We start from the raw sequence: 13,729 nt of genomic DNA on the forward strand, positions 1-13,729 counted from the left end.
TCCGTGTCGAGGGGCTGGACGGTGGCGCGGGAATCGGCGGGTCCGTTCGGCCGCGCGGTATCGGAGAGCGGCAATGTGTTCCCCTTGAATGGAGTTGACGAGGCGGGCTGCCCCGGGGAGACGGTCGCTCCGGCAGAATTACCAAGGGAGAAGATCCATAGGGGCTGGTTAGCTCGTAAGAGGGAAAAGGTCACTTGTTTGAGTGACACCAGCCTTGTTGGTGCACTCCCGCTCCTTCTACGTTCGTTGACGGACAGGCCCATCTCCACCTCCGGACGTGCGTACTTGCACGCCACTTCTACGCTTCTGACGTGGGGAACGGCGTAGAGAACGACGTATAGAACAACGTAGGGGACAACATTGGGAACGACATCGGGAACAACGTAGGGATTTCGGATGAGGGTGGAAAGCGGCGGAATTCCCACTGCCATGGCCGAGTGCCGAGAGCGGACGACCGGCGGAGCGGCGCGCCCCTGGGACATTGTCGGCATCGATCACATCCGGTTGTGCACGGGGAATGCGCGCCAGGCCGCGCACTTCTATGTGACCGTATTCGGGATGGAGGTCGCCGCCTTCCGTGGCCACGAGACGTCCGGCAACGGGCTCGTCGAATACCTCCTCACCTCCGGCGACGTCCGCTTCCTGGTCACAGGTGGCGTGGACGCGCAGAGCTCAGCCGTCCGATGGGCCGCCGAGCACGGTGACGGCGTCAGCGACGTCGCCCTGCGCGTCGGCAACCTCGACCAAGGACTGGAATTCGCCGTAGCGGCCGGGGCGACGATGCTCGAGGAACCGGCGGAGGACGCTGATGAATTCGGCAGCGTACGTACGGCCTCCATCGCGACATACGGTGCGCTCCGCCACACCCTGGTCGAGCGCGACAGCTACGAGGGCGCCTTCCTCCCCGGCTTCGGCCCGCCCCCCGGCGGCTGCCCCGCACCTCGCGGACAGCGGCTGTTCCATCGGGTCGACCACACCGTCGGCTGCGTGGAGCTCGGCCGCATGGACGAATGGGTGGACTTCTACCGGCGAGCGCTGGGCTTCACCATGATGGCCGAGTTCATCGGGGACGACATCGCCACCACGTACTCGGCGCTGATGAGCAAAGTGGTGGCGGACGGCACCCGAAAAGTCAAACTGCCGCTGAATGAGCCGGCCCCCGCAAGGAAGCGCTCGCAAATCGATGAGTACCTCGCCTACCACCGCGGTCCGGGCGTGCAGCACATCGCCCTCGAAACCGGCGACATCGTGGCGGCAACCGATGCGCTGCGCGAGGCCGGAGTGGAGTTCCTGCCGACCCCGGACACCTACTACGACGACCCGGACCTCCGCTCCCGCATCGGACGGGTACGGGTGGACATCGAAGAACTCCGCGACCGCGGCATTCTGGTGGACCGCGACGACGACGGCTACCTGCTGCAGATTTTCACCCGGCCGTTGTTCGATCGGCCGACATTCTTCATCGAGCTCATCGAGCGGCACGGCTGCCAGGGGTTCGGCAAGGGGAACTTCAAAGCCCTCTTCGAGGCGGTGGAACGCGAACAGGAACGCCGCGGCAATCTCTGAGCCCTCCGTACAGCAGGCTTCGATCAAGGAGCGGCGATGAGCCGTGCAACCCTGGAGAAGGACCCGGACGACGTCACCCGCATGTTCGACGAGGCGGCCGCCCGGTACGACCGCACCAACTCCCTGCTGTCCGCGGGGCGCGACCGGGCGTGGCGGGCGAGGGCGCGTACCGTCCTGGACCTGCGGCCCGGTGAGCGCTGTCTCGACGTGGCCTGCGGCACCGGTGTCTCCACCACCGAACTAGCCCGTTCGGGTGCGACGGTGATCGGCGTCGACCGCTCGCCCGGCATGGTCGCACGCGGCGCGGACCGCCCGGTCGACCTCCGCGTCGCCGACGCGCTGGCACTGCCCTTCGCCGACGACTCCTTCGACGCGGTGACCATCATGTTCGGCCTCCGCAACGTCGTGGACCCGGTGGCGGCCCTGACGGAGATGGCTCGGGTGACCAGGCCCGGCGGACGGCTGGTGGTGTGCGAGTTCAGCCACCCCACCTGGGCCCCCTTCCGCGCCGTGTATCTGCGGTACCTGATGCGTGGCCTGCCCTGGATCGCCCGCAAGGTGTCCAGCAACCCCGACGCCTACACCTATCTGGCGGACACCATCCGTGCCTGGCACGACCAGCATTCCCTCGCCACCGCCATGCGCGAAGCGGGCTGGAGCCAGGACGCCTGGCGCGACCTCTCCGGCGGCATCGTCGCCCTGCACCGCGCCCTCGCCCCCGGATCCGCCGGCTCCGCAGAGGAGTGACACCGATGACGAACGCCCGATGCGCATCCTCAGCGGGCGACGGCGCGGGCGTGCCCCCGCCCGCCCGCACCGATGCCCAGGTACTGATCGTCGGCGCGGGGCCGGCGGGCGCCACGGCCGCCTACCACCTGGCCCGGCAGGGCGTTGACGTGGTCGTGATCGAGAAGTCGGCCTTCCCCCGCGAGAAGGTCTGCGGGGACGGCCTGACCCCGCGCGCGGTCCGCCATCTGGTCCGTATGGGCATCGACACCACGGCACCGGGCTGGGCCCGTAACCGGGGGCTGCGGTTCGTGTCCCGTGGCCGGACACTGGAGGTCGACTGGCCGGAGGGGCAGCGCTTCCCCGGCTACGGACTCACCCGCACCCGGCAGGACTTCGACCACCTCCTCGCCGAACGCTCCACGGCGGCCGGCGCCCGGCTGCACACCCGGACCAAGGCTGTCACCCCGCTGACCGACCGGGCCGGGCGGATCACCGGTGTCGCGGCACAGGTGGGACCGGAGCGGCGCCCGGTCGAGTTCCACGCGCCCATCGTCATCGCGGCCGACGGCGTGGCCGGCCGACTCGGGCTGGCCATGGGCGTCACCCGTGTGGCGAACCGCCCGGTGGGCACGGCTGTCCGCCGCTACTACCGCAGCGAGGCCAAGCATCTCGACCCGTACCTGGAGTCCTGGCTGGACCTGCGCAGGCCCGACGGCCGGATCCTGCCCGGCTACAGCTGGATCTTCCCCATGGGCGACGGCCGGGTCAATGTGGGGCTGGGCGTACTCAACGATTCGCGCACCGGTGCCACCGACATGCGGGCAATGCTCGATCCCTGGTTGGCGCGGACGCCGCAGGAGTGGGGGCTGTCCGGGCCGGACAACATCGACGGCCCGACGCGGAGCGCCGCCCTGCCCATGGGGTTCAACCGGCTGCCGCACCTGAGCCGGGGGTTGCTGCTCATCGGCGACGCCGGCGGGATGATCAACCCCTGCAACGGGGAGGGCATCGCGTACGCCATGGAATCGGCGGAGCTGGCCGCCGAGTTCGTCGCCCAGGCACTCACCCGGCCCGACAGCGCCTCCCGTGACCGGGTGCTGGCGGGGTACCCGCGCGAGATCGCGGCCCGACTGGGCCGCTACTACCGGCTCGGCAGGGTCTTCTCCGACCTGATGGCCCGCCCCACCTTCACCACGTTGGTCACGCAGAACGCGGTGAAGTCACCCCGCGTGATGGGCTTCATGGTGCGCCTGCTGTCCAACCTGAGTGACGCCCCCGGCAGCGACACCGCCGACCACCTCGTGAACTCCATGATCCGCGTCTTCCCGTCGGACAGGAGGCTCGATTCCCGGAGCTCCACGAGCTTCCGACGCTCCGCGAGCTGATGCCGACGACCGCACCGACCCCTCGCCGTTCGAGGTCGACGGCCGGCGCGTCCGGCCCACGGTGGACCGCCCGCGCGGCGGACTGGGCAGCCCGCCGGCGCCGTCTCGTCCTGACCGTCGCGGCCCTGCTGACGGTGTGGGCCGCGTGGGCGGCAACCAGTACGGCCGACCGGCTCGACCTGGCCGGGACCACCGCTCCGAACAGCGAGTCCGCGCAGGCGGACCGATGGATCGCCGCGCACGCCGCGGCAGGGCCACCTCAGCTGCTCATCGTCGCGGACCCGGGCACGACCTCCGATGGCCCGGCCGCCGCGGCGGCCGACGGGACGGCGCTGACGGAACACCTCGATCGACAACCGTCCGTGCGCTCGGTCACCTCCTGGTGGACGACGCACGATCCGGCCCTGCGGTCCCGGGACGGCACCGCGGCGCTGCTCCTCCTCACACTGCGGGGCGATGAGAATCAGCGGGTCCGGTCGGCCGGCACCCTGGTACGCGACCTGGGGGACCGCTACGGCAGCCTGACACTGGCCGTCTCGGGGCCCGCAGCCGCCGGAGCGGAGACCCTGGAGCAGGTACGGCGGGACGCCCAGCGCTCCGAACTCCTCACCGCACCGGTTGCGCTGTTGCTCCTGGCCGCCGTGTTCGGCTCATTCCTCGGCGGCCTGCTGCCGCTGGCCGTCGGGCTCGTCGCCGTCCTCGGGACCCTGGGCGTGCTCGGCCTGCTGACCCGGGTCACCCAGGTCTCGCTGCTCACCGTCAACTTCACCACGGCACTGGGCTTCGGCCTCGCGCTCGACTACAGCTTGTTCTACGTCACCCGCTACCAGGAAGAGCGCCGGAACGGCCACGACGGACCGCAGGCGATCCGGCTGGCCGCCGCCACCGCTGGGCACACCGTGTACTTCTCGGCCGTCACCGTCGCCTGCTGCGCGACCGCGCTGCTGTGCTTTCCGCTGTACTTCCTGCGGTCCATGGCCATTGCCTGCTCTTGCGTCGCTCTGTTGGCGGCAGCGGCATGTCTGCTGGTCCTGCCGGCGCTGCTGAGCGTCCTCGGCGACCGGCTGGTCGCCGCGTCGCGCAGCCGCCGCCCCGCCCGTGACGAGGGCGCGATGTGGGCGCGGCTTGCTGCGGCGATCCGTCGCCGTCCCGGCTGGTGGGGCGCGAGTGCCCTGTTACTGATCCTGCTGCTGGCCCTGCCCGCCCGGCACGCCGCATTCCAGCTGGCGGACGATCAGGCACTGGCTCCCACCTCGCCCGCCCACCTGGCCGCGGAGCGGGTACAGGACGACTTCGCGGGCGCCGTGCCCACGGTGACCGTGGCGCTGCCCGGCCTCGACCCGCGGCAGCGGTCCGCGGACATCACCGGATACGCACAGGCCCTGTCCCACGTCCACGGCGTCCGGGCGGTGCGCTCCGCCGCCGGCACCCACCGGTCGGGCAGCAGGGAGCCACCGCCCACCGGCGCCGGGATGCGGTACGCCGCCTCTGCGGGCACCTGGCTGGAGGTGTCGACCGCACCAGGCGTCACCCCCTACTCCGCCGCGGCCCGGAAACTGGTGCGCGAGGTGCGGGCCGTCCCCGCACCTGTCGACGGCCGGCTGGTCGGCGGACCGTCAGCCGTGTTCACCGACACCCTGGCGGCGCTCCGGACCGGTCTGCCGGCCGCCGTCGCGGTGCTCACGTCGTCGATGGCGCTCCTGGTGTTCGCCTACACCAGGAGCGTGCTCGTACCGCTGAAGACGATCGCCGTCTCGTTCCTGAGCCTCACGGCCGTGGCCGGGATCATGGTGGCCGTCTTCCAGCGCGGGGAACTGCAGTGGTTGCTGGGCCCGTACAACACCACCGGCCGGATGGAGATGTCCACCCCGCTCCTGGTCCTGTTCCTCGCCTTCGCCCTCAGCATGGACTACGAGATATTCCTGCTCGCCCGGGTGCGGGAGGTGTATCGGCAGACCGGGGACCCCGACCGTGCCGTGAGCGAAGGGTTGCGGCACACCGGCAGGCTCATCACCCTGGCGGCCGGCGTCCTCACCTTCACCGTCGCCCTGCTGATCCTCTCGCCGCTGACCGTGGCCAAACTCTTCGGCTTCTCCCTTGCCGCCGCGCTCGTACTGGACGCCGTCGTCGTACGGTCGGTCCTCGTCCCGTCGGTCATACACCTGGCCGGCCGCTACACCTGGTGGGGCCCCGGAACCACCGGCGCGTCGCGGCGCTCGCCTCGCTCGACGGGCCGGTGACGCGGTTTCGGTGGGGTCTTGCCGGCCTTGTCGGTGCTCCCGGAGACCTGGAGGCGGGGAGCCGCTCGTGTCAACCGGTGCCTGACTCCCTCCGGGGCATCAACAGACGTACGGCGGCGACGACTTCGGGCGCGATGCCTTCGGCTCCCTCGTCGACGAACCGCGTCAGCCGGCTGCGCATCCGCGGGTCCCAGAACCTGCCGATGTGTCCCGCGACGGCTTCGATCGCCTGCTCCCGCGGCAGGTGCCGGAAGGCCCTGGCGATGTCGTTCGCCATCCGGCTCTCCGGCGGCAGCGTCGTACTCATTCAGTCCCTCACCGCCAGCCGGTCGTCCTCGGCCGCCCCGGTGGCGGCGGCCTCCAACGGATGGACGAGTGCGACCTGTACCGCGGTCACCTTGTACTCCGGGCAGTTGGTCGCCCAGTCCGAGATCTCGGTGGTCACCACGTTGGCGCCGGTCACGGGGTGGTGGAAGGTGGTGTAGACGACGCCGGGCGGCATCCGGTCGGAGACACACGCACGCAGGGTCGTCTCACCGACGCGGCTGGCGAGCCGGACCGTGTCGCCGTCGCCGATGCCGCGTACCTCGGCGTCGTGCGGGTGCACCTCCAGGACGTCCTCGGCATGCCATGCCACGTTGCCGGTGCGCCGGGTCTGCGCCCCGACGTTGTACTGGCTGAGGATCCGCCCCGTCGTCAGTACCAGCGGGAAGCGCGAGGTGGTGCGTTCGTCGGTCGGTACGTAGTTGGTGACGACGAACCTGCCCTTGCCGCGGGTGAAGTCATCGACGTGCATCGTCGGCGTGCCCTCCGGCGCGTCGGCGTTGCACGGCCACTGGACGCTGCCGAGTTTGTCCAGCAGTTCGTAGGACACGCCCTGGAAAGTCGGTGTGACCTGCGCGATCTCGTCCATGATCTGGCGCGGGTGGTCGTACGCCATCGGGTAGCCCATGGCGGTGGCGAGGTCGCAGATGATCTGCCACTCGTGTTTGCCGGTCTTCGGCGGCATCACCGCGCGTACCCGGTTGACCCGGCGTTCGGCGTTGGTGAAGGTGCCGTCCTTCTCCAGGAACGACGCGCCGGGCAGCAGGACGTGTGCGAACTTCGCCGTCTCGTTGAGGAACAGGTCCTGCACCACCACCAGCTCCATCGACGACAGTGCGGCGGTGACGTGGTTCAGGTTCGGGTCGGACTGGGCGATGTCCTCACCCTGGACGAACAGGCCCCGGAAGTCGCCGTCGATCGCGGCGTCGAACATGTTGGGGATGCGCAGCCCGGGTTTGGGAAGGAGCTCGCGGCCCCACAGGTTCTCGAACACGGTGCGGACCGTGTCATCGGCCACGTGCCGGTAGCCGGTGAACTCGTGCGGGAAGGAGCCCATGTCGCACGAGCCCTGGACGTTGTTCTGGCCGCGCAACGGGTTGACCCCGACGCCCTCGCGGCCGACGTTTCCGCAGGCCATCGCCAGGTTCGCCATTCCCATGACCATCGTGGAGCCCTGGCTGTGCTCGGTGACGCCGAGGCCGTAGTAGATGGCGCCGTTGGGTGCCTGCGCGTACAGCCGGGCCGCGGCCCGCAGCTCACCGGCCGGCACACCGGTGATCGGCTCGGTGGCCTCCGGGCTGTTCTCCGGGCGGGCGACGAACTCCGCCCACTCCTCGAACCCTTCGCACCGTGCCGCCACGAAGGAGTTGTCGGCCAGGCCCTCGGTGACCACCACGTGTGCGAGGGCGTTGATGACGGCGACGTTGGTGCTGGGCTTGAGCTGGAGGTGGTGCGCGGCCTCGATGTGCGGCGAGCGCACCAGGTCGATGCGGCGCGGGTCGATGACGATGAGGTCGGCGCCCTCGCGCAGCCGGCGCTTCATGCGGGAGGCGAAGACGGGGTGCGCGTCGGTCGGGTTGGCGCCGATCACCATGATGACGTCGGCGCGGGCGACCGAGCGGAAGTCCTGCGTGCCCGCCGATTCGCCGAAGGTCTGCTTCAGCCCGTATCCGGTGGGGGAGTGGCAGACCCGTGCGCAGGTGTCGACGTTGTTGTTGCCGAAGGCGGCCCGCACCATCTTCTGCAGGACGTAGACCTCCTCGTTGGTGCAGCGGGAGGAGCTGATGGCGCCGATCGAGCCCGGACCGTAGCGCTGCTGGATGTCCCGCAGCTTGGTGGCGACGGTGGCGATGGCCTCGTCCCACTCCACCTCGCGCCACGGGTCGGTGGTCTTCTCGCGGACCATGGGCTTCATGACGCGGTCGGGGTGGGTCGCGTAGCCGAAGGCGAACCGGCCCTTCACGCAGGAGTGGCCCTCGTTCGCGCCGCCGTCCTTGTAGGGCACCATCCGGACCAGTTCGTCGCCGCGCAGCTCCGCCTTGAAGGAGCAGCCGACACCGCAGTACGCGCAGGTGGTGACCACCGAACGGGTCGGCATGCCGAGGTCGACCACCGACCGCTCCTGGAGCGTGGCGGTCGGGCAGGCCTGCACGCACGCGCCGCACGAGACGCACTCGGAGTCCTGGAACAGCTCACCGGCACCGGGGGAGACCTTGGAGTCGAAGCCGCGGCCCTCGATGGTCAGCGCGAAGGTGCCCTGCACCTCACCGCAGGCCCGTACGCAGCGGGAGCAGACGATGCACTTGGACGGGTCGAAGTCGAAGTAGGGGTTGCTGACGTCCTTCTCGGCGGCGAGGTGGTTCTCGCCCTCGTATCCGTACCTGACCTGGCGCAGCCCGACGACCCCTGCCATGTCCTGCAGTTCGCAGTCGCCGTTGGCCGGGCAGGTGAGGCAGTCCAGCGGGTGGTCGGAGAGGTACAGCTCCATGACGCCCTGGCGCAGCTTCGCCACCCTGGGCGTCTGGGTCCGTACGCGCATGCCCTCCGCGACCGGTGTGGTGCAGGAGGCCGGGGTGCCCTTGCGCCCGTCGATCTCGACGACGCACAGCCGGCAGGAGCCGAACGCTTCGAGACTGTCGGTGGCGCACAGCTTGGGTACGTCGACGCCGGCCAGCGCCGCCGCGCGCAGGACCGAGGTGCCCTGCGGCACCGTCACGGCCAGGCCGTCCACCTCCACCGACACCGTTGCCTCCCCGGGGCGTTCCGGGGTGCCGAAGTCGGGTTCCTTGAGCAAGCTCATGCCGTGCCCTCCATCCTGGCACCGGTCGCGCGCGTGGTCCGCGGCGCCCCGCGGGAGCCGCGGGCGAGGAAGTCGTCGGAGAAATGTGTCATCGCGCTGCGCACCGGCATCGGCGTCAGCCCGCCCATGGCACACAGCGAACCCTCGGTCATCGTCTCGCAGAGGTCTTCGAGCAGGGCGAGGTTGTCGTCGCGCTCCTCGCCGGCCACGATCCGGTCGATGACCTCGACGCCCCGCACCGAACCGATCCGGCAGGGGGTGCACTTGCCGCAGGACTCGGCCGCGCAGAACTCCATCGCGAACCGGGCCTGCGCCGCCATGTCCACCGTGTCGTCGAAGACCACGATGCCGCCGTGGCCGAGCATCGCACCGGCTGCCGCGAACGCCTCGTAATCCATCGGCAGGTCGAACTCCGAGGTGGGCAGGTAGGCGCCCAGCGGCCCGCCGACCTGCGCCGTACGGACCGGACGCCCGGTCAGCGTGCCACCTCCGTAGTCCTCGATCAGCTCGCGCAGGGTGACGCCGAACGCGGTCTCCACGATGCCGCCGCGGGCGATGTTCCCGCCGAGCTGGAAGACCTGGGTACCGCGCGAGCGCTCCACGCCCAGCTGCCGGTACGCCTCGGCGCCGCGGTCCAGGATCACCGGCACGGTGGCGAGGGTGAGCACGTTGTTGACCACGGTCGGCTTGCCGAAGAGGCCTTCGAGGGCCGGGATGGGCGGCTTGGCGCGGACCATGCCGCGCTTGCCCTCCAGGCTCTCCAGCATGGCGGTCTCCTCGCCGCAGATGTACGCGCCGGCGCCGACCCGTACGTGCAGGTCGAAGGCGAGGTCCGAGCCGAGGATGCGGTCACCGAGCCAGTGGCGCGCGCGGGCGATGTCGATCGCGGCGCGCATCGTGGCCACCGCGTCGGGATATTCCGAGCGGATGTAGAGGTAGCCCTCGCGGGCGCCGACCGCGTGCGCGGCGATCGTCATGCCCTCGATGAGCAGGAAGGGGTCGCCCTCCATGAGCATGCGGTCGGCGAAGGTGCCGCTGTCGCCCTCGTCGGCGTTGCAGCAGATGAACTTCGGCTCGTCGGCGCGGTCGAGCACGGTCTGCCATTTGATGCCGGCCGGGAAGCCCGCGCCGCCCCGGCCACGGAGGCCGGACCCGGTGACCGCGGCGACCACGTCGGCCGGCGGGAGGCCCAGCGCCTTGCGCAGCCCTTCGAGGCCGCCGTGCCGCACGTAGTCCTCGGGCGAGAGCGGGTCGGTGACCCCGACCCTGGCGAACGTGACCCGCGTCTGGCGGGCCAGCCACGGCAGTTCGTCCACGACGCCGAGCCGGCGGGCATGCTCGGCCCCGTCGAGCATGCCCGCGCCGATGAGGTCCTCGACGTCCGAGGGCGTGACCGGCCCGTAGCCGACTCGGCCCCGCGGCGTCACCACTTCGACCAGCGGCTCCAGCCAGAGCATGCCGCGGGATCCGTTGCGTACGATCTCGACCGGCCGGCCCTGTGCGGCGGCGGTTTGGCGCACGGCGTCCGCCACCGCGTCGACGCCGACGGATCGGGCCGCCGAGTCGCGGGGAACGTACACCGTCACGGGGGAGTCCGGCACGGCGGTCATGAGGAGACCGCCTCGTCGAGGAGGGTGCCCAGACGCTCCGCCGTCATCCGGCCGAGTGTCTCCCCGTCGACCTGGACGGAGGGGCCGAGGGCGCAGTTGCCGAGGCAGAAGACCTGCTCGACGGTGACCGCGCCGTCCGCGGTCGTCCGCCCCGGTGGGATGCCGAGCCGTTCGTGGGCGTGGGTCACGAGCGCGTCGGCGCCGACGGCCTGGCAGGCTTCGGCGCGGCAGATGCGCACCGTCGTGCGGCCGGCCGGCTCGCGCCGGAAGTCGTGGTAGAAGGAGACCACTCCGTGCACGTCGGCGCGGGAGAGGTTGAGTTCCCGGGCGAGCTGCGCGATCGCCTCGTCCGGCACGTGACCGAGTTCGGCCTGAACGGCGTGCAGTATTTCCAGGAGTGGGCCGCGTCGGCCGTGCTGGGCGGCCACGATCCTGCTGATCGTGGCTTCCGTCGACACTGCACTCACGCTTGTCGTCATGATCGCTCCACCTCACCGTCGAGCGGAAGTCCTGCCGCCAGGGCGCCGAGTCAGGCGATTCACAGGCCCGTTGGGCCTGCTCCACCTGCCCCGCGGCAGCGTATACACGCGGACTGTATACGGTCTACCGTCTGTGGGCTCCCGATTCTCCCCCCGGTGGTCACGACGCCGTCAGCCTCTCTCCGATGCCCGCGACGCCCGTGCCGACCCGGCTCCGACCGGCCGCCGGCAAGTGGTCCGGGCTGCCCGGTACGGGCGTCGCGGCCAGCCACGGCAGGACGGTGCCCAGCACGATGTCGAGCCCGCCGCCGTTCGGCCCGAGCATCGCGCCGGCCGGTACCCGGGCGGGGTCGGCGCGGACGGTGGAGGTCGCGCTGCCGCGCGGGCCTGTGCCGTCCGGCCGGGCCGGCACGAACAGGCCCGCGGCGTCCGCCGGTACGAGCCAGAGCGTCATGCCGTCGCGTCCGTCGACGGGCCGGGAGGACCAGACGTAGCTGTCCGCCTCGCCGGCCCCGACCACGTCGCGCTTGCGGGCGCTCAGCGTCACGACCTCGCCGGTGCGGGTCGCCGTCGCGCGCGTCCCGTGGGCCGGGGCCGCCGTCGGGCTCTCGCCGGCGTCCGTCAGCGCCAGCGTGCTCAGATGGTCGCCGTGGGCGACCCTCCGGCGCAGCCAGGTGCTGCCGTAGGCGTCGATGACGGCGACGGCTGCGTAGTGGGACCGCAGTACGGCCCCGGTGGCCGGGCAGGCACGGGAGATCTCGCGCACCACCTCGGCGGCTTCGGTCAAACCCCGGCCCCCGCCGCCCACTTCGGCGGCAACGGTGAGTCCGAGCAGGCCTGCCTGGCCCAGTGCGCTCACCGCGGCGCGGGGGAACCTCGCGCGGCTGCCGGCCTGTTCGGCGCAGGGCCCGATGACGCTGCTCATGACGTGGGAGAGGCCGGTGCGGTACGACATGGGGCGCCCCCTGGAGTCGTGGCGGAGTGGTCCGTGACGGTATGTCAGCTGCCGGTCGCGGCGCGGTGCGGTGGCCACGGGGCCGTACGGATGCCGTGCTGATTGCATACAGTATTCCAAGCCGCCTCGGCTGCGAACCCCCTTGCGTGCAGCCGCTGGTGTCCGTCCTGCCGTATTCCGGAACCTCCTGCACGGGCCTGGACACCCGTGTATTGCATACAGTATTCGTTGCAGTGAGCCCCGCGGTCGTACGGCCGGTCGGCCCGCACGCCGGGCAACCACGGCGAGGAGGTTCGTTGCGCTCTTTCCTCCGGTCACGCAGGCCACCGCTCCCCACGTTCAGTGCGACCCGTACGCCTGCGTCCCGGAATCACGGACCCATCACGGACAAGTGAGGTGACCACAGTGACGACCAAGGCACTCGACGGCATACGTGTCCTCGACATGACGCACGTGCAGTCAGGCCCCTCCGCCACGCAGTTGCTGGCCTGGTTCGGCGCCGACGTGATCAAGGTGGAGGCGACGAGCGGTGACATCACCCGCAAGCAGCTGCGGGACGTCCCGGACGTCGACTCCCTGTACTTCACGATGCTGAACTGCAACAAGCGCAGCATCACCCTCAACACCAAGACCGACCGCGGCAAGGAGCTGCTCACCGAGCTGATCCGGCGCAGCGACGTGATGGTCGAGAACTTCGGCCCGGGCGCGGTCGACCGGATGGGGTTCACCTGGGACCGCATCAAGCAGATCAACCCGCGGCTGGTCTTCGCCTCCATCAAGGGGTTCGGCGAGGGCCCGTACACCTCGTACAAGGCGTACGAGGTCGTCGCCCAGGCGATGGGCGGCTCCATGTCCACCACCGGGTTCGAGGACGGCCCGCCCACGGCCACCGGCGCGCAGATCGGCGACTCCGGGACCGGCGTACACCTGGTGAGCGGCATCCTCGCGGCGCTCTTCCAGCGCGAGCGGACCGGGCGAGGGCAGCGCGTGACGGTGGCCATGCAGCACTCGGTGCTGAACCTGTGCCGCGTGAAGCTGCGCGACCACCAGCGGCTGGCCCACGGCCCGTTGAACGAGTACCCGAACGACGACTTCGGCGCGGAAGTGCCGCGTTCCGGCAACGCCTCCGGCGGCGGACAGCCCGGCTGGGCCGTCAAGTGCGCTCCCGGCGGCCCCAACGACTACGTCTACGTGATCGTGCAGCCGGTCGGCTGGGAGCCGCTGGCGAAGCTCATCGGCCGGCCCGAACTGGCCGAGGACCCGGACTGGAACACCCCCGAGGCGCGGCTCCCGAAGCTGGACAAGATGTTCCAGCTGATCGAGGAGTGGTCCGCCACGCTGCCCAAGTGGGAGGTGCTGGGGGCGCTCAATGCCCACAACATCCCGTGCGGCCCGATCCTCTCCACCAAGGAGATCATCGAGGACGAGTCACTGGCCGCCAACGGCATGATCGTCCAGGTCGAGCACCCCGAGCGCGGCACCTTCACCACCGTCGGCTCGCCCATGAAGCTCTCCGACTCCCCGGTGGAGATCACCTCGTCCCCGCTGCTCGGTGAGCACAACGAAGAGGTGTACGTGAGCGAGCTCGGACTCGCCGAAGAAGAACTGGCGCTGCTCAAGGCGAACGGAGTGATCTGACCG

General features: G+C 70.6%; 10 protein-coding genes. 5 read left to right on the top strand and 5 right to left on the bottom strand.

Annotated features, from left to right (window positions below; all coding sequences use genetic code 11):
* Positions 1-429: 429 nt before the first annotated feature.
* Genes hppD through IF20_RS07290 form a run of 4 tightly spaced genes read left to right on the top strand, consistent with a single transcriptional unit; the run spans position 430 to position 5,920 of the window.
* Positions 430-1,566 (top strand): 4-hydroxyphenylpyruvate dioxygenase, encoded by a 1,137-nt coding sequence (gene hppD / locus IF20_RS07275; protein ID WP_052864177.1) that lies wholly within the window; start codon positions 430-432, stop codon positions 1,564-1,566.
* A 36-nt stretch (positions 1,567-1,602) separates the two neighbouring features.
* Complete coding sequence (locus IF20_RS07280; RefSeq protein WP_052864178.1) at positions 1,603-2,313, top strand: demethylmenaquinone methyltransferase; 711 nt, start codon at positions 1,603-1,605, stop codon at positions 2,311-2,313.
* Between the two features lie 5 nt (positions 2,314-2,318).
* On the top strand, positions 2,319-3,680 hold the full coding sequence (locus IF20_RS07285; protein WP_110943919.1) for a geranylgeranyl reductase family protein: 1,362 nt from the start codon (positions 2,319-2,321) through the stop codon (positions 3,678-3,680).
* Positions 3,680-5,920, top strand: a complete 2,241-nt coding sequence (locus IF20_RS07290) for an MMPL family transporter (protein WP_052864179.1) — start codon at positions 3,680-3,682, stop codon at positions 5,918-5,920. The genes IF20_RS07285 and IF20_RS07290 overlap by 1 nt, the downstream gene beginning before the upstream one ends.
* 70 nt (positions 5,921-5,990) lie before the next feature.
* Here the strand turns inward: IF20_RS07290 and IF20_RS07295 are convergent, their stop codons facing one another.
* From IF20_RS07295 to IF20_RS07315, 5 genes are all read right to left on the bottom strand, one after another.
* On the bottom strand, positions 5,991-6,227 hold the full coding sequence (locus tag IF20_RS07295; protein WP_052864180.1) for a formate dehydrogenase subunit delta: 237 nt from the start codon (positions 6,225-6,227) through the stop codon (positions 5,991-5,993).
* Positions 6,228-9,044: a formate dehydrogenase subunit alpha gene (fdhF, locus tag IF20_RS07300; protein ID WP_052864181.1), complete on the bottom strand. Its 2,817-nt coding sequence runs from the start codon at positions 9,042-9,044 to the stop codon at positions 6,228-6,230.
* On the bottom strand, positions 9,041-10,654 hold the full coding sequence (locus tag IF20_RS07305) for a formate dehydrogenase beta subunit (RefSeq protein ID WP_052864182.1): 1,614 nt from the start codon (positions 10,652-10,654) through the stop codon (positions 9,041-9,043). Before IF20_RS07305 ends, fdhF begins: the two co-directional genes overlap by 4 nt.
* The gene (locus IF20_RS07310) at positions 10,651-11,133 is read right to left on the bottom strand and encodes a formate dehydrogenase subunit gamma (protein ID WP_052864183.1); all 483 of its coding nucleotides are present in this window, start codon (positions 11,131-11,133) and stop codon (positions 10,651-10,653) included. The genes IF20_RS07305 and IF20_RS07310 overlap by 4 nt, the downstream gene beginning before the upstream one ends.
* A gap of 160 nt (positions 11,134-11,293) precedes the next feature.
* Positions 11,294-12,088: an acyl-CoA dehydrogenase family protein gene (locus tag IF20_RS07315; protein WP_110943920.1), complete on the bottom strand. Its 795-nt coding sequence runs from the start codon at positions 12,086-12,088 to the stop codon at positions 11,294-11,296.
* 405 nt (positions 12,089-12,493) lie between these two features.
* Here IF20_RS07315 and frc point away from each other — a divergent pair, with 405 nt between their 5' ends.
* Positions 12,494-13,726, top strand: a complete 1,233-nt coding sequence (gene frc / locus IF20_RS07320; protein ID WP_110943921.1) for a formyl-CoA transferase — start codon at positions 12,494-12,496, stop codon at positions 13,724-13,726.
* The last annotated feature ends 3 nt before the right edge of the window (positions 13,727-13,729 follow it).

This window comes from Streptomyces niger (genome assembly GCF_000718305.1).
GTDB classification, from domain to species: Bacteria; Actinomycetota; Actinomycetes; order Streptomycetales; family Streptomycetaceae; genus Streptomyces; species Streptomyces niger.

What these genes read in the sequence shown, in the direction of transcription:
- hppD (WP_052864177.1), top strand. Translation starts at nt 430, where the DNA reads ATGGCCGAGTGCCGAGAGCGGACGACCGGCGGAGCGGCGCGCCCCTGG.
- IF20_RS07280 (WP_052864178.1), top strand. Translation starts at nt 1,603, where the DNA reads ATGAGCCGTGCAACCCTGGAGAAGGACCCGGACGACGTCACCCGCATG.
- IF20_RS07285 (WP_110943919.1), top strand. Translation starts at nt 2,319, where the DNA reads ATGACGAACGCCCGATGCGCATCCTCAGCGGGCGACGGCGCGGGCGTG.
- IF20_RS07290 (WP_052864179.1), top strand. Translation starts at nt 3,680, where the DNA reads ATGCCGACGACCGCACCGACCCCTCGCCGTTCGAGGTCGACGGCCGGC.
- IF20_RS07295 (WP_052864180.1), bottom strand. Translation starts at nt 6,227, where the DNA reads ATGAGTACGACGCTGCCGCCGGAGAGCCGGATGGCGAACGACATCGCC.
- fdhF (WP_052864181.1), bottom strand. Translation starts at nt 9,044, where the DNA reads ATGAGCTTGCTCAAGGAACCCGACTTCGGCACCCCGGAACGCCCCGGG.
- IF20_RS07305 (WP_052864182.1), bottom strand. Translation starts at nt 10,654, where the DNA reads ATGACCGCCGTGCCGGACTCCCCCGTGACGGTGTACGTTCCCCGCGAC.
- IF20_RS07310 (WP_052864183.1), bottom strand. Translation starts at nt 11,133, where the DNA reads ATGACGACAAGCGTGAGTGCAGTGTCGACGGAAGCCACGATCAGCAGG.
- IF20_RS07315 (WP_110943920.1), bottom strand. Translation starts at nt 12,088, where the DNA reads ATGTCGTACCGCACCGGCCTCTCCCACGTCATGAGCAGCGTCATCGGG.